Genomic DNA, 17,321 nt, shown 5'->3' with positions numbered 1-17,321 from the left:
ACTCTTAAAATTCTGCCAGTAATCTCATATTCAGTTGTCTTCCCGTTAGATAATTAGGTACGGCATGATGCTGGTTATTCACATCAGTTATCCAATAGTAAGTATTTGTATTCTGCATGTCGAAGATGTTAAATGCATCCAGTCCCAACCATATGTTTTTAAAGGCTTTGCAGAATGAATTTCTGTTGCGGATCGCAAAGTCTTCTCCGAGTATCAGCCATGAGAATCCGATGTCGATACGTTTATAATTCGGCGTACGGAAATATCCGGTTTCGTACCCTTTGTATGGCGCAGATACAGGTAACCCTTGCGACCATAGACCGCGCAGGCTCATTTTTAAACGTTCATATCCTGGGAAATAGTCCTGATAGAAGAGAGCGAAATTGAATCGCTGGTCGGTAGGCAGAGGTACTTTTATTCCGTTTATATCCTGTTCGGTCTTCATGAACGACAGGCTTATCCAACTATCCGCCCCGGGGATAAATTCGCCATATAATTTTACGTCTGCCCCCATAGAATAACCTTTGGAGGAGTTCTCTCCAGTGTATCTTATCTTTACATTGTTGACGGTATATGGTACAAGATCGGACAATTTCTTGTAATATACTTCACCTGATAATTTGAACGGAGGAATATTCTTCTGTATATCCCGTCCGAAGTAATAATCGGCACCCAGTACGATATGTATTGACTTCTGTGACTTAATGTCTTTATTCAGCTCTGTGACATTATTACCATCTACATTAACAATGCGCTGAAATTCTTTATAAAAAGGAGCCTGGTAATACACTCCTCCCGCTACCCGCAACGAAAGATTATCCAGCCCTGTCGGCACAAAAGCCAATGCTCCACGCGGACTTACAATCAGCTCTTCATTGAAAGCCCAGTAGCTGGCACGCACACCTGCATTGAGTATGAATAAGCCTGCATCTGTACTGAAATTGTAGGTATCTTGTATATATCCCGAAATACGGGTAGGGCTGATTTTATTATCCGATTTCAGGTTCGAAAATACATTTACATCGGTTCCGGTACTCGGTAGGGAGTAGCCTGCCGAGTCGCGCATTTCCCATTCCTTTATCTTATCGTTTATTTTTTCTTTTTGGTAGCTGATACTCCATTTCAGCATGTTCCGGTCTATCTTCAGATTGCCGGAATGAGTGAAAGTATACACATCCGACTTCAACTTATTGCGCGCATGTTCATGGTAGGTGCCTATAGCCAGTTGTGACCCGATATTTTCATCATCGCCTGTCAGACTTGACTCCTGTAAAAGATAGCGTCCGTCTATGTCGTATCGTTCCTGTTCGTCGGACGAAAAAGCGGAAGCTGTAAACCCTATATTCAGATTGTCTGTGACCTTGCCTCTTAAAGTCAGTGCTCCCTGATAAGTAAGGAACCTGTCATTTTCCCATCCATTGAAATGAACTGTAAATGTGCGGGGAGACGTTAATGTACCAAATGATGTTTCGCGTGTTTCGGGTGTAAATTCATATTTATTATAGGAATAATTTCCTAAGAAACCGGCTTCCCATTTAGAACCCAGCTTATAGGTGATATATGTCTGAAAATCGAGAAAAGAAGGGTCATACTCGGCTTTTGTATCAGTAGTGCTCAACAGGGAGCGCAATGTCTTATACCTGACGCTGGTAACCTGTGAAAATTTTTCGGAGGAATTGCCTACATATATCTCTCCACCGAGCAGTCCTGCCGAAACAGCGCCTTCGAATCGCTGCGGCCTTTTATAGGTAATATCCAGTACCGACGACATCTTATCTCCATACTCGGCGCTGAAGCCTCCGGCAGAAAATCCGACCGTCTGTACCATATTGGGATTGATAAAGCTAAGGCCTTCTTGCTGTGCCGACCGTACGAGCAGGGGGCGATATATCTCTATGCCGTTTACATAGACGATGTTTTCATCAAAGTTTCCTCCACGTACCGAATATTGGTTACTCAGTTCATTTGTAGAGCTTACTCCTCCCATAGTGGCCAGGAGGGACTCTATACTATTCCACGGGTTTGAAGGGCGCCTGGCAGCTATATAGTCGATTCGTCCAATTACGGTCGTAACCATGCGTTCACCTTCCACTGTAACAGGAGCCAGGCTCCTATCTTCTTCGTGCAGTGTAACACTCAGACTGAAATCTTCTGCCAACTTGGGTATAACATAGAGGTGTTTTTGGTAACCGATCAGAGAGAAAATAAGTTTGACGGAATCTTCGGGAAACACTTCCAGTTCGTAGAACCCGTAATTATTTGTATATACACCATTGCTTGTGTTCGGTTGCGATACGGACACCTGTTCCAACGGACGAAAATCTTTATCTGTAACTATTCCTGCAATTTTTACTTTCTGTGCATAGGAAGAAACCGAAATTAAAAAGAGTAATAACAGGAATTGTTTTTTAGCCATTGTTTAGCGTTTGGTTTTATAAATAACAAATTTATGGATATATTTCCGGAGAACAAATAATTATTACAGATTATATTTATCTATATCTACGGGTATTAGCGAATATCCGTGCTGTTTTTATGTTTGATGAGAGGGTAAAAGGAATAGCCGATAAACCTGTTACTTTTGTTACCTTTTAATGAAGGAGATTCGTACCACTTAGCATTGCAAAATAATTCTTAATTATTCATTCTTAATTATTCATTCTTAATTATTCATTGTTTTCCGTTACTTCTGTTACCTTTTAACTAGACATTGTGAATATAGGTTAAATTTAGTCGGTCTTTGATATATTGATTATTAAATATAAGTTATCCGTTATGCAGGAAGGTGTTACTTTTTTAGGTTTATCGTATGAGAGAGTATTGCAACTCCTTTCTGAGGAAGGGCAGATATAATATGTGTTACGTTTGTTACTTTTTGAGAAGAAGAGGCAGAAACTCATTGCATGAAAATCAAAAAAGGTCACTCCCTAATGGAGCAACCCTTTTGATTCACCTAAAAACCTAAATTAAAACCTATGTAGTTATTGTATTTCTATCTTTTTTATTTTGTCTTCGATAGCTTTATTCTGTTTAGGTAGTGTAATTTGCAGAATTCCATCTTTTTGTACGGCAGAAATATTATCAGTGTCTATATTTTCCGGAATAGTGAAACTACGAGTGAAAGAAGATTTCTTGAATTCACGGCGAAGTACTTTTTCATTTTCGTCTTTTTCTTCATTTTTCATTTCATTCTGAGCCGAAATTTTAAGCACATCTTTTTCTACTTCTATTTTGATGTCTTCTTTGTCAAATCCCGGAACAGATAATTCAATGTTGAAAGCCTTTTCGTTTTCCGAAACATTTGTGGCCGGAAGGTATGTATTTCCCAAGCCATTCAACACTTCATCATTGATATAATTAGAAAAGAATGTAGGGAAAAAACTTCCGCTTCTGTCGTACCTTCTAAGTTGATTTCTCATAATCTAGTCCTCCTTAAATTTATTTTAGTTTAATCTTTATGTTATACATATTTGTATCTGTAAACTATATTGCAAAAAGTATGCAAAAGTGACTTAATGGCAGTTTTGTTCAATGCTAAAATATTTTAAAAGTTTGATCATCGATGATAACTTCTTTATTGTGTATGTTTTAATTTATGGTTTGGATCTGTTGGTTGTTTTACTTTGCATGTCATAATGACATTTTTTTGTTGATGCTAATGGAGAAAGAGAATTGTAAGGCTTACTCTTTCTTATGTAAAAGTAATTGTATTACCTTTTCATTTGTCTTTCCTTATCAGGTCTTTTTATCCAATATTTATATCCGTTTGCTGGCTTTCATTACATCTTAATTCTGTAAGGTTAATATATGCAAAACGGATGTTGCTCAAAACTTTTCGGTTTTAATTATTGTTTATATACAAACAAGGAATACGGCTTATTTGAGAGCCTCTATTTCAAGTCCATTTTGCAGATTACGACAAATTTTTTTAGAGAAAAAAGCACAATAATGATTAAACGATTTTTTTTAACATGCATTGTTCTTGCATTTGTGAATGTAGTGCATGCCCAAGAGGAACGGAAGCAAGCTTATTTACCCACCTTTGCTTTGAAGACAAATGCCTTGTACTGGGCTACAACGACTCCAAATCTGGGCGTTGAATTCGGTTTGTCCACCAAATTTACATTAGATATATCCGGTAATTATAATCCGTGGACGTTTTCTGATGATAAAAAACTGAAACATTGGCTTGTTCAGCCCGAATTGAGATATTGGCCTTGCGAACGCTTCAATGGCCATTTTTTTGGTTTACATGGACACTATGGTGAGTATAACGTAGGTGGTATTAAACAGTTAGGTCTAAAAGAACATCGCTATGAGGGCAACCTCTGGGGGGGCGGTATCTCGTACGGATACCATTGGATTTTGAGTAATCATTGGAGTATAGAGGCTACTATTGGTGTTGGTTACGCTCATCTGGATTACGAAAAATATAAGTGCGAAAAGTGTGGGACAAAAATAAAAGATGATACGAGAGATTACTGGGGCCCGACAAAAGCCGGCTTAAGTATAATTTACGTGATCAAGTAAAAGTAAAAAGGAATGAAAAAGATATTAAATATCAGCATAATTGTATTGTTGTCTGTATTGGCTATGCCCCTTATGGCGCAACAGATCTATAAAGGACAAATAAATATCGCTTCAAGAGAAATGACCCGCGAAGGTGATTTTCTGTATGTACATATGATAGTGGATATGTCAGATTTGAAGCTGGATAAGAGCCGTTCTCTAACCCTAACTCCCATATTGACTAATGGCAGCCATGACATGGAATTGCCGGATATATTAATAAATGGTACTGCACGCCACAAAGCGTATTTAAGGTCACAGGCGTTGGGAGGTGATCAAAATGTAAATAAGGCGTCGTATAGTGTAGTAAAATTGGATAAGAAGTCGAAAGGCCAATTGCATTACAAACAAACAATCCCTTACGAAAAGTGGATGGATACAGCTCATCTGGATATAAAAGAAGACCTTTGCGGATGTGGGGGACATGAGCAGGAGGTAGCCGTAGAACGGATAATAGAAAATGTACCACCCTTGCTGGTTACTCCATATATAATGGTACCTCAGTTGGCTTATATACAACCTAAAGTAGAAGATGTGAAATTGCGTAAAGAGCAGTGGGAAACATATTTGGACTTTCCGGTAAATAAAACTAATATATTGTCCGATTATATGGGAAACCCTGTTGAGCTATCTAAGATAGAGAAAATGCTCAAGGCTGTGAAAGCTGATAATAATTTGACAGTTACACGTATTAATATTATAGGTTATGCTTCGCCGGAAGGCCTCCTGGCAAATAATGAAAAATTGTCGCAAGGCAGAGCTGAATCATTTAAAGCGTATCTGACATCGAAACTCGATTATCCTGCTGATATGTATAAAGTGGAATATGGTGGGGAAAATTGGACCGGATTGCTTGCTGCTGTTGAGTCCTCGAATATGAAGGATAAAGACGCTGTGATAGATATAATAAAAAATACTGGTGATCTGGCAACCCGCAAAAACAAGCTGAAAAGTCTGAATAATGGAGAACCTTATCAGCAAATGCTGAAAGAAATATATCCTAAATTGCGTAAGGTCGAGTCTCATGCTTTCTATAATGTAAAAGGATTTGATGTTGCTGAAGCGAAAGAAATAATAAAAACACGGCCGCAACAGTTGAGCCTCGAAGAAATGTTTCGTATTGCAAATTCTTATCAGGCAGGTAGTGACGATTTCATAGATGTATTTGAGACTGCTGTAAGGATGTTCCCTAACGATGAAGTTGCTAATCTGAATGCTGCGGCTGCAGCTCTGTCGGCAAATAACCTTACCAATGCAGAGAAGTATCTGAGGAAGTCGAATGCAAGTTCAGCGGAATATGTGAATAATATAGGTGTATTGTATCTTTTGAGTGGCGATCTGGATAAGGCAAAAGCTCAGTTTACCAAGGCTGCCGGAGATGGGATAGAAGCCGCAAAATATAATTTAAAAGAAGTAGAAAAGAAAATAGAAAATGAAGCTCAGATTAAATAATCAGGTTAGTTTTTTAAATTAGTTATCAATAGTAAGACAGGATTCGGATTGTAAGTTCGAATCCTGCTTCATTTTTTTTTGAGTAATAAGGGTTCTATTTTTTCTATTAGGATAATAATATATTTTAATCAGGAAAAATTTCAGCATTTATTAATCTTTACCTATTTTCGCTAGCGCTTGCTTTAATGTAAGATTACTAACTAAAATCTATATATTATGCTGAAACATTTACTTTTGCTAATCCTGGTACTGCTTTTATCTATTTTAACCCTTACTGCACAAGAGCAAAAGGAGATAGTCCTGAAAACGGATGTATCTGAAGCTACAGTTTTTATAAATGGGGCACAGGTCTCAAGAAAGAAAACTATCGACTTACTGCCCGGCAAGACCAAAATAAGGTTTACAAATCTTTCGCCCTACATTGACGCTAAAAGCGTACAGGTCAAAATGGATGGTGAAGTGATGGTGGTATCTGTAAATCATCAATCGAGCTTTCTCGATAGTTTAAAGAAGCCAGTTGTATCCAAGACGGCTAATCAGCAGGTAAAGGATATAGACGATAGACTAGCTTCGGAGCAAATTTCCAAAACGGTAATTCAGGATGAACTGAAATTTTTGGAAGAAAATAAGAAAATCGGCGGTACCAATACAGGTATTAGCCTGTTGACATTAAAGGAAACGGCAAATTACTACAGGGAACGCATGACCGCACTGAAAGTAAAAGACCTTGAAATATCTAATCGCATCAAAGCGTTGGAAGCCGAAAAAAGAGCAATTCTCAGTGAGGGTAAACAAGATGGAAACACTACTAAATGTACACCTATAGGAGAAGTTGTGGTCGAAGTAGATTGCAAAAAAAATACCAGAGCTAATCTGGAACTTATGTATTATGTGAAAAATGCTGGCTGGTATCCCACATATGACGTGCGCGCGATCAGTATAGATAAACCGATACAACTGATATATAAGGCCAATATACATCAGAATACACAAGAAGAATGGAAGGATGTGAAATTGAAAATATCGTCGGCCGATCCGAATCAGGGAAATATAGCGCCTAAGCTTAAAACATATTTTCTGAATTATTATACAGCTCCTCCGCGTTATGATACTCGGATCGATAATAATCAGGTAAGCGGTGTTGTGCTTGAAAATTCGGGTGAGCCGCTTGTCGGAGTAACTGTCGTAGTGAAAGGTACGACTATAGGTACGGTAACAGATCTTGACGGACGTTTTTCGCTTGCAATTCCTCAAAATGGCAAAGAATTAGTATTCTCATTTGTAGGCATGGTGTCGCAGACGCTACCTATCACAGGGTCAAGTATGCATATATATATGCAGGAAGATTCCAAAATGTTGGAGGAGGTAGTGGTCGTTGGTTATGGAACAGTGAAGAAGGAACTTGCAGGTGCTGTGGCAGGAGTTCAGGTTCAGAAATCAAAATCCGCTCCTGCCGCCGCTCCTGCATTTGAAAGAAAAGATGTGGCAATGCCGACTGCTCAGGTGGAAAACCAGACAGCGGTTGAATTCGAAATCAAGATACCTTATACAATTAAATCGGACAATAAAAATACGATTGTAGAGGTAGATCGTTATGAACTGCCTGCCGATTATGAATATTTCGCAATCCCTAAAATTAATAAGGATGCATTCCTTCTTGCAAATATTACCGACTGGGAAAAGTATAACTTACTGGAGGGTGAAGCCAATATTTTCTTCGAGAATACCTATATAGGTAAAACGATACTTGATACACGTTATGTCTCGGATACTTTAAGTATATCCCTTGGACGCGACAAGAACATTCTGGTCAGCCGCGATAAGGTAAAGGATTTTAACACGAAGAAATTTTTAGGTTCAAAGAAGGAAGATACACGGGCTTGGAAGATTAGTGTAAGGAATAACAAGAGCCAGCCCATCAATTTTGTTATACTTGACCAGATACCCGTATCCACCACTACAGAGATAGAAGTTAATGCCGAAAATCTATCGGGAGGCGACTTGAATACCGATACAGGAGAGATAAAGTGGAAAATGGAATTGAACCCGTCAGCAAAAAAAGAACTGGAACTTAAATATAAAGTGAAGTATCCCAAAGACCGAAATCTGACAATAGAATAATTACTTAACTATAAAAGAAATGCTACAAATGAAAAGCCATCTCAATACAACGAGATGGCTTTTTATTTTAAGAAGATTGAATAATTATAATCAATGTGCGCTTTCGAACTGTTCTAAGAAACGTTTGTCATTTTCAGAGAACATGCGTAGGTCTTTTACCCTGTATTTGAGATTGGTAATACGTTCTATACCCATTCCTAAGGCATAACCGGTATATACTTTGCTGTCAATGCCGCAGTTTTCCAATACATTCGGGTCTACCATACCACAACCTAATATTTCTACCCAGCCTGTATGTTTGCAGAACGGACAACCTTTGCCTCCACAGATATTACATGATATATCCATTTCTGCACTAGGCTCTGTGAAAGGGAAGTAAGACGGACGCAGGCGAATTTTAGTATCTGCGCCGAACATTTCTTTAGCAAAAAACAATAATGCTTGTTTAAGATCGGCAAATGACACATTTTTGTCAATATAAAGAGCTTCTACCTGATGGAAGAAACAATGTGCGCGGTATGAAATAGCCTCGTTGCGATATACACGTCCGGGACAGATAATACGGATAGGAGGTTGTTGTTTCTCCATCACACGTGTTTGTACGGATGATGTATGCGTACGGAGCACTATTTCGGGGCTGCGTGCAATGAAGAAAGTGTCTTGCATGTCACGTGCCGGATGGTCTTCTGCAAAATTGAGCGATGAGAATACATGCCAGTCATCCTCTATTTCCGGTCCTTCGGCAATAGAAAATCCGAGACGGCGGAATATATCGCAGATTTCTTTCTTAACAATCGACAAGGGATGACGCGTACCCAATGCTATTGGAGCCGCAGTCCGGGTAAGGTCTATAGAAGAATCGCCTGTATGTGAGTTTTCGAGTGAATCTTTCAACTGGTTGATTTTCTCCTGCGCTTTTTCTTTCAGCTCGTTGAGTCTCATTCCTACCTCACGTTTCTGCTCGGCAGCAACGTTGCGAAAATCGTTCATCAACATTGAAACTTCACCTTTCTTACTCAGATACTTAATGCGCAGAGCTTCTATTTCCTCTGCCTTAGCGGCTTTCAGGTTATCTATTTCAGACAACAGCTGGTTAATTTTGTCAATCATATCTAGTTTTCGTATTTTCTAAGAAACGAGTACAAAAATACATTTTTCTTTCTTTATATCCGATAGATGCATTGCATTTTTAAGGCAAACTCACGAAATAGGCCACGTTTCAGTTAACAGTATTCTCTCGCAAAGACGCTAAGGCACAAAATTCAGGTCATTACTTATATTTACAGCCATATTTATATCTATTAACTATGGATTGTTAAAACCTGACACTTCTGACACTTTTTCATTATTTTTTCACCTGTAATATTCACATTAATTAACAGTATCTAGTTAAAAGGTAACAAAGGTAACACATATACCGGTTATCAGTGAACAGCCATAAGTTAACAACCTGTATCTCGTGTCTTGTCTACTCGTATCTCAGATACTTAAAATTACCACTTATTCCAATATTTCAAAGAACTGTAAGCTAACAGCTAAGGGTTATCGGCTCTAATTACATAGATAAACTTTTCAGAAGAAATTAAATGCTGTTCGGCTTTCATGATATATTTTTATAGATATACTCTTAAAGTTCTTGACCTGACCAAATAAAAAAGGATGTCTCGAAAGACATCCTTTTCATATAATACTGTATTATATTCTTATTTAGTTACAGCTGTAAACACGACTACGCGATTCCATTGGTCGGTAGGGAACAATTGTTCTTTGTCGCCACTGGCTTTTGTTGTAATACGGCTAGGAGCAATATCGTATTTGTCGATCAGTACTTTAGCGACTGCTTCAGCACGTTGTTCAGACAGTCTTTGGTTGATTGCAGCTGTACCGGTGCTCTTATCAGCATAACCTGTAACTACCACGTTCACATTAGGATTGTCTTTCAGATAGCGGGCAGCATTGAAGATATTGATATCCTGGTTTTGCTCAAGTTTAGCGCTACCAATGCGGAATACCACAACAGCATTCATCAATACTTCAGTCTGTTCTTTAATTTCTTTAGTTTCCTGTACTATTACCTGAGGTTCAGGCTTGTTAGCCAACTCTGTTTTCAGCCTGCTGATTTCAGAATCTTTGTTACCAAGTAAAGCTCTCTGATCATTTATTTGGTTATTCAAACGTTGTAGTTCTGCAGGGTCTGCAGCATCTACAATTTTGAAGCCGCCTTTCGATAATTTGAAAGAAACTCCCAGTAATGCATTAACTGTTCCATCGTAGTGTGAACCTTGCTCACGACCGTTAAAATCGTCACGCATAAGGTTACCTGCAACTTCCAGATTGATACTTGCTATTTCGCTTACACGGAAATCTGCTTGCAAACCTGCACGCGGTACAATACTATTTACAGTATGGATACCATTTTCAGAATCTTTGAATACATGTACATAACCAAGACCGGCAAAACCTATCAGATTAAACACCCTGTCTTCTTTGTAAGGAAGTACCAAATTGGTAAGGTTAAGTAATCCGTCAGCATTGATTTGGAAATACTTCGATTTGTATGTACCATCTGTATTATTCAATTTATAATAGTTTTTGGATTCCCATCCGCCAACTTGTAGACGTGCACCTGTTTTAGGTGAAAAATATTTACCAAGGGATACAGCCGCATATGGAGTTACAAGATCTCCGAAAGATGCATCTTTTTGATACTCACTGATTGTGTAGGATGCGCCGCCTTGTAATTGTAGAAACCAATTATCGCCAAATTTTGACGGAACAATGGCTTTTTCTTGTGCCAGTGCAGGAGCTGCAGATATAGCAACTGCTGCGATAGTTAAAAGAACCTTTTTCATTTTCTAAAATTTTGTTACTATCTCATTTAAACGAATGTGAATATCACATTGTTCAAATACAAAAGTAGAATAAATTGTTAACAAAATAATTTGTTAATTAATAAATATGAAATCAATAGGCTAAATGCCTAGTTGACAGCAAAGAGAAAAGATGCTGAAAAAAGAGGCAAATTGATAAATTTTAGTGACAATTTGATTTTTTATTTCTAAAATCATTTTTTTTTGCTACTTTTAAATGCCAAAAACATCTGTTGGCAATGTCCTTTCTAGGAACAGAGGAAATATACACAAAAAATAGATTATTATAAATATATGGCGCATCTTCCAGATTTTATAAGTGACTTGGCTATAATACTTATTACAGCCGGGTTTGTAACCATTGTATTTAAATGGTTGAAACAACCCGTCGTGCTCGGGTATATTGTTGCAGGATTCATTGCGAGTCTTCATTTCAAAAAATTCATAGAAGACCTGGTCGTAAAAGTAACAGACATCCCCGAAGGACAGGTTGCCGATGTGTTTAAGGTATTGCCGGAAATATCGGATATGGCTAATGTTAGCATTTGGGCCGAAATAGGGGTTATATTCCTTCTATTTGCACTTGGGTTGGAATTCAGTTTCAAGAAACTGATAGATGTAGGGGGGAAGGCCTCGATAGCTACGCTCATCAATTTGGGATCGATGATAATAATCGGTTATCTGGCAGGTGAGCTATTTATTGTCAACCTTATCGATGACTGGACCTCAATGGATAGTATTTATCTCGGATGTATGTTGTCCATGTCTTCCACTACTATTATAATAAAGGCATTTAACGATATGGGGCTGCAAAAGAAAAAATTTGCAGGCATAGTATTCGGGATGCTGATTGTAGAAGATATTGCAGCTATTGTAATGATGGTATTGCTTACCACATTTGCTTCCAGCCAGCATTTCGAGAGTGGTGAAGTCGCAAATAGTGTGGTTAAACTGGTCTTCTTTATGCTTATATGGTTTGTAGTGGGTATTTATATGATACCTACAATGCTGAAGAAACTGAAAAAATACCTGAATGACGAAACATTGCTTATTGTTGCTATCGGTCTTTGTTTGGGCATGGTACTGTTTGCAACTAGTGTTGGTTTCTCTGCGGCCTTGGGTGCATTTATTATGGGATCAATTTTAGCCGAAACAATTGAGTCTAAACATATAGAACATCTTATCGAACCTCTGAAGAACCTGTTTGGAGCAGTTTTCTTTGTATCGGTAGGTATGATGATAGATCCGGCTGTAATCGGAGAATATGCCGTGCTTATTCTGATACTGACATTGGTTATTCTTATCGGACGTACTATTTTTGCCACAGTCGGAGTATTGGCATCCGGGGAAGGCCTGAAGGTGGCCTTGCAATCGGGTTTCAGTCTGGCTCAGATCGGTGAGTTTTCATTCATTATTGCTTCTCTGGGAATGGGACTGGGGGTTATTACCGAAACGCTTTACCCTATCATTGTTGCCGTATCGGTGATAACTACATTTACAACCCCGTATTGTATCAAGGGAGCTGAACCTGCTTATAACTGGCTCGAAAAACGCATCCCTAAGAAATGGGATAAACTGATAGAGGGATATGGTATGTCAAGTTATAATACCGTTAATAAACAAAACGACTGGAAGAAATTACTCCAAAGCATACTCAAATTAGTTGCTATCTATACCACTATTTCTATTGCAATACTTCTTGTATTCCAGAATTTTATAAATCCTTATATCGTTGAATATGTACCGGGTAGTATCTGGGGAAATATATTGGCGGCGGCGATTACACTTACATTGATGGCTCCATTCCTGCGTGCTATCATGATGAAGAAAAACCGTTCGGAAGAGTTCAAGAATCTTTGGAGAGACAACCGTTTCAATAGAGGTGCATTAATTTCTCTTATTGCTTTCCGCATCATTATATGTGTTGCATTGGTACTGATGGTTCTGATCCCATTGTTCCCGAGACTGACAATACTGATGGTGATAATATCTCTGGCTGTAGTTACATTGATTGTATTTTCTCAGGGATTCAAGAAGCAGTCGCGAAAAATAGAGGCTCGTTTCCTTGAGAATCTGAATCTGAAGCAAAAATACGATGAGAAAAAGGCAGCATTTCTACCTACAGTAGCGAATGACCTGCGTTCGAAAAGTATACATATCGAGGAATTTGAAATCTCCCAATCGTCTCCTAGTATAGGAAAGACATTGCGTGAGCTTAATTTCAGGCAAAAGACAGGCGTGAATATTGTAACAATAATACGTGGAAGTAAAAAGATAAACATTCCGGATGGGAATGAGCGTCTCTATCCTTTCGATAAGCTTGTAGTTTCAGGTTCCGATGAAGAGATGCAGACTCTGGCTCAATATCTACACGACAAGCGGGAACAGGCCTCGCAAATGGAAGAAGAAGCTCAACATCATGTAAGCTTGTCACAATACCTTGTGGAGCCGGATTCTCCGCTCATAGGTAAGACTATAGCTAATGCTGCTATACGTGAGAAAACCGAATGTATGGTTATCGGTATAGACCGTAATGATGAATCTATTATACAGTTTACTCCTAACTTTATGTTTGAAGAAGGGGATATCATATGGCTCGCCGGCGAGAAGGAGAAACTGAATTCTTTTGAAGAAAACATTGGTGATCTAATCCCATTGATACCATAAAGGATTTTAATCTTCAAGTTCTAAAAATCATGATTGAGATACCCGAATCAAATACAATCAGCCGTCAGGCCGAAACAATTCTGGCAGGGAAGCGGATCGCAAGGGTTGTGCAGGCTACCAGTCCGCATAAATTTACATGGTATAATGGTGATCCACTCTTGTATCCCGATTTATTAGTCGGACGAGAGATTGAGGTGGTAAGGGGGCACGGTGCTTACTTGGATATACTTTGCGACGAAGATGTGAAAATTTCTATTGGTGATGGTACAAATCTGAAATACTATCCTTCTATCGAAAGTCATCCCGTCAAGCATCAGTTATTGATAGAGTTCGACGATAAAAGTTTTATGGCTTTCACTGTGTCTATGTATGGCGCCATCTATGCATATAAAGGAGAAATGGATAACTTTTATCATCGCAACAGCCTCAATAGTATTTCTCCTCTGGCAGATAAGTTTGACAGGCAGTATTTCGATAGCATATTCAGCAGCGTGAAAAAAGATATATCAGTAAAAGCCCTGCTGGCTACCGAACAACGCATACCGGGGCTGGGCAATGGCGTATTGCAGGATATACTGTTCAAGGCAGGGCTTCATCCGAAGCGAAAAATATCAACTATTTCCGATTTTGAAAGGGGAGACCTGTTTCATTGCCTGAAGGTTACATTGCAAAGCATGACCGATAAAGGAGGACGCGATACCGAAAAGGACTTCTATGGCAATTTTGGCGGCTATAAATGCCTTCTCTCCAAAAATACATATAAGCGACCTTGTCCTAATTGTGGAGGAGAAATCGTGAAAGAAGCATATATGGGTGGTACAGTGTATTATTGTCCATCTTGCCAGAAATAATAAATATTATTCCATACTTATGAGTAAATCAAAGGGTTACCTGTTGCGGGTAACCCTTCTTAGTATATGGTACAATATGAGAAGCTATTGCAGAAAAAGTAGTGTTTTTTATTATAGTGTTTTCAGCTTCAGATTGCGCCACAATACTTTAATTCCTCCACCATCGTGTATTTGGAGTGCGATACGGCCTTGTCCCTGTCCGATTTTTTCGTCCACGAGATTTACTATTTCTTCTCCGTTGAGCCAGGTAGTAACTTTATCTCCCTGAACCAGAATGCGCATTGTATTCCAGTCTCCGACTTTCAGCACATTATCTTTTTCTTTTGGAGCTTCTATGATCCATCCGCGTCCGTAAGATTCATAGATACCCCCTGTACCATGACCTTTAGGTGCTACTTCCACCTGCCATCCGTTTACTTTCACGTCCTTTTCTATAAAGGAACGGATAAATACACCGGAGTTTCCGTCGGCTTCCTGCTTAAATTCTACAGTCAGGTCGAAATCATCATAATATTCGCGTGTGGCTAAGTAGCCGTATTGTTTGTCGGGGCCACTTTCGCATACCAGTAGTCCATCTTTTACATACCATTTTTCGGTTCCGTATACATCCCATCCTGTAAGGTCTGTACCATTAAATAGTGTCACCTCTTTTGTCTTGCGGGGAAGCTCTTTTATCTTGATATTGCGGAACGATGCCGGATATCCGTGATCCTGCAGGCATAGCACACCTTTTTTAGCCAGTCCGTATTCCGGTGCATTATGCCATTTGCCGCTGTTTTTACGCGCATACCAGTCATCGGTCCATGCCTCAAATTCAAGTATTTTTACACCATTGAGCCAATGTTCAACATGGCCATTATCGAATACAATTTTAGAATTGTTCCATTCTCCCTGCGGGTTTACTTTCATCAGTGTGGTATCAGGAATATGCATCGCATAGTCTGCACCCATATTTTGCCAGTCTTCCAGCTTATCGGGAAAATTAGGAGCATCTATCAATTGGTATTCGGGGCCTGTAACATAAGGTACACTATATTGAGGGCGTTCTACCACATGGTACAGCATACCGCTATTGCCACCTTTCGATAGTTTCCAGTCCCACGAAAGTTCGAAGTTTTCGTATTGCTTATCAGTTACAATATAACCGCTCGCATCACTGCCATCGCCTTTGGCCTGGATACAACCTTCTACGACGTGCCACGGCTGCGTAAGAGTTGTACCGTTGTAATCTTTCCATCCGGCCATTGTTTTTCCGTCAAATAGCAATTGCCATCCTTCGGCTTTTTCCTTTTCCGATAAAGTGTTCTCGGGTTGTGCACTGTTGCAGGAAGTCAATGCTATGGACAAGATAGCGCATGATGCAACAAAGTTTTTGATTTTTGGTTTCATTAAATTAGGGCTTTGGTATTAAATAAAATAATTAACTATTTCAACAAAGATAATAAAAATGCTATAAAATAAAAGATTGTTTGTCGATATAAGATATGTAAATATTGATATCTGTCTGTTTTATTTGTATAAATAATACTTTTTTGATAGCCGTTTGAAAACCTCTGTGTCTTTATACCAAAAATCTTTAATATCGTCAAAACTGTTATTTTTTGCGAAGGTCAACCGGATATAATCACTTCCCGCAACCTGGTCGAACATCCTGAAACGTTTTTGGTCTGCATTGTTGAACACTGCTTTGTCGGGATACAGTCTTGCTACTTCCTGCATAACGTAGAACTGGATTTCGGATAATTTTGCCTTTTGGTAATCCATTATATGCACCTGTACCCCTTGATACAGCTTGCCTTGTCCTACCGAATAGAAAGGTTTCAGGTGTATAGGTCTGAAATGTACGCCGGGTAGCCGTAAGCGATTCAAGTTACCGGCCAGATCATCAGCGTTGATCCATTCTGTGGCAAACATCTGGAAAGGGATGGTATATCCCACACCGATAGACATATATCCCAGTTCGCCCAATATGCCCGAAACCGGATAAAATATAGCAGAAACCGGCTGGGGTATATGTGGCGATGACGGTATCCATTGCAGGCCTGTTTGGTCGTATGTCATTTTCCGTTTCCAGCCTTTCATTTTCACTACCTGTAACTTGCACTTGCCTTTTAGCATATTTTCGCCATTGAGCAGCAATGCCAGTTCTCCGCAGGTTAGTCCGTATACATATGGTATTTTGAACTGGCTCACGAATGATATAAAGCCCTCTTCTACCAGGCAGCCTTCTACCTTTTGCCCGCCCAGAGGGTTTGGCCTGTCGAGAACGATAAATTCGATATTGTTTTCTGCAGCTGCCTCCATTGCCAGCCCCATTGTGCTGATGTATGTGAACGAACGGCTGCCTATATCCTGTATGTCATATACAAGGACATCGATATCTTTCAGCATATCAGGCGTTGCTTTGCGTGTTTTACCATGAAGGGAATAAACCGTAAGCCCGGTTTTAGGATCGGTGACGGTTTCTACATAGTCTCCGGCATGCCTGTCGCCACGTACTCCATGTTCGGGTGCAAAAAGTGCTGTCAGATTTACATTCGGGGCCTCAAAGAGTACATCAATAACAGACTTCATATTGTTATCGACTCCTGTAGGATTTGTAATCAGACCTACACGTTTCCCTTCCAGTATTTTAAAATTTTGCTCTTTCAGAACTTCAACGCCAGTTTTTATCCTTATTTTTTGGGAAAAAGACAGGATAGGTATCAGAATGAGAATGGATAATATAATAATAACTTTTTTCATAATAGAGAATTGAAAGTTAATGACTTAATCGGAGAATAAAAGTAAA

11 protein-coding genes are annotated in these 17,321 nt (G+C 39.1%); 5 read left to right on the top strand and 6 right to left on the bottom strand.

Annotation, left to right across the window (positions count from 1 at the left end):
* Window positions 1–4: 4 nt before the first annotated feature.
* Both QZL88_RS01765 and QZL88_RS01760 read right to left on the bottom strand, forming a co-directional pair.
* Window positions 5–2,416 carry a carboxypeptidase-like regulatory domain-containing protein gene (locus QZL88_RS01765; protein ID WP_296938281.1) on the bottom strand — a complete coding sequence of 804 codons (2,412 nt, stop codon included), beginning with the start codon at window positions 2,414–2,416 and terminating at the stop codon, window positions 5–7.
* Between the two features lie 565 nt (window positions 2,417–2,981).
* Window positions 2,982–3,419 carry an Hsp20/alpha crystallin family protein gene (locus QZL88_RS01760; protein ID WP_296938280.1) on the bottom strand — a complete coding sequence of 146 codons (438 nt, stop codon included), beginning with the start codon at window positions 3,417–3,419 and terminating at the stop codon, window positions 2,982–2,984.
* A gap of 529 nt (window positions 3,420–3,948) precedes the next feature.
* Here QZL88_RS01760 and QZL88_RS01755 point away from each other — a divergent pair.
* From QZL88_RS01755 to QZL88_RS01745, 3 genes are all read left to right on the top strand, one after another.
* A complete protein-coding gene (locus QZL88_RS01755; RefSeq protein ID WP_296938279.1) occupies window positions 3,949–4,530 on the top strand; it encodes a DUF3575 domain-containing protein in 582 nt (193 codons plus the stop codon).
* A 12-nt stretch (window positions 4,531–4,542) separates the two neighbouring features.
* Complete coding sequence (locus tag QZL88_RS01750; protein ID WP_296938278.1) at window positions 4,543–6,021, top strand: DUF3868 domain-containing protein; 1,479 nt, start codon at window positions 4,543–4,545, stop codon at window positions 6,019–6,021.
* Between the two features lie 216 nt (window positions 6,022–6,237).
* Entirely contained in the window at window positions 6,238–8,142 is a 1,905-nt protein-coding gene (locus tag QZL88_RS01745) for a DUF4139 domain-containing protein (RefSeq protein WP_296938277.1), read from the top strand.
* A 90-nt stretch (window positions 8,143–8,232) separates the two neighbouring features.
* Here QZL88_RS01745 and pheS read toward each other — a convergent pair whose 3' ends face one another.
* Entirely contained in the window at window positions 8,233–9,252 is a 1,020-nt protein-coding gene (gene pheS, locus QZL88_RS01740) for a phenylalanine--tRNA ligase subunit alpha (RefSeq protein WP_296938276.1), read from the bottom strand.
* A gap of 593 nt (window positions 9,253–9,845) precedes the next feature.
* The gene (locus QZL88_RS01735; protein WP_296938275.1) at window positions 9,846–10,994 is read right to left on the bottom strand and encodes an OmpA family protein; all 1,149 of its coding nucleotides are present in this window, start codon (window positions 10,992–10,994) and stop codon (window positions 9,846–9,848) included.
* Between the two features lie 312 nt (window positions 10,995–11,306).
* Here QZL88_RS01735 and QZL88_RS01730 point away from each other — a divergent pair, with 312 nt between their 5' ends.
* Together QZL88_RS01730 and QZL88_RS01725 are read left to right on the top strand one after the other, a co-directional pair.
* Window positions 11,307–13,679: a cation:proton antiporter gene (locus QZL88_RS01730; RefSeq protein WP_296938274.1), complete on the top strand. Its 2,373-nt coding sequence runs from the start codon at window positions 11,307–11,309 to the stop codon at window positions 13,677–13,679.
* A 29-nt stretch (window positions 13,680–13,708) separates the two neighbouring features.
* Window positions 13,709–14,530 carry an endonuclease VIII gene (locus QZL88_RS01725; RefSeq protein ID WP_296938273.1) on the top strand — a complete coding sequence of 274 codons (822 nt, stop codon included), beginning with the start codon at window positions 13,709–13,711 and terminating at the stop codon, window positions 14,528–14,530.
* 111 nt (window positions 14,531–14,641) lie between these two features.
* On the opposite strand, the gene QZL88_RS01720 is transcribed toward QZL88_RS01725, so the two are convergent.
* A complete protein-coding gene (locus tag QZL88_RS01720; protein ID WP_296938272.1) occupies window positions 14,642–15,919 on the bottom strand; it encodes a DUF1080 domain-containing protein in 1,278 nt (425 codons plus the stop codon).
* Between the two features lie 120 nt (window positions 15,920–16,039).
* Window positions 16,040–17,275, bottom strand: coding sequence for a DUF1343 domain-containing protein (locus tag QZL88_RS01715; RefSeq protein WP_296938271.1), 1,236 nt, complete (start codon window positions 17,273–17,275; stop codon window positions 16,040–16,042).
* Between the last annotated feature and the right edge of the window lie 46 nt (window positions 17,276–17,321).

The sequence above is a fragment of the uncultured Dysgonomonas sp. genome (assembly GCF_900079725.1).
Taxonomy (GTDB): domain Bacteria; phylum Bacteroidota; class Bacteroidia; order Bacteroidales; family Dysgonomonadaceae; genus Dysgonomonas.
This window is presented reverse-complemented; position numbering and strand designations above follow the sequence as displayed.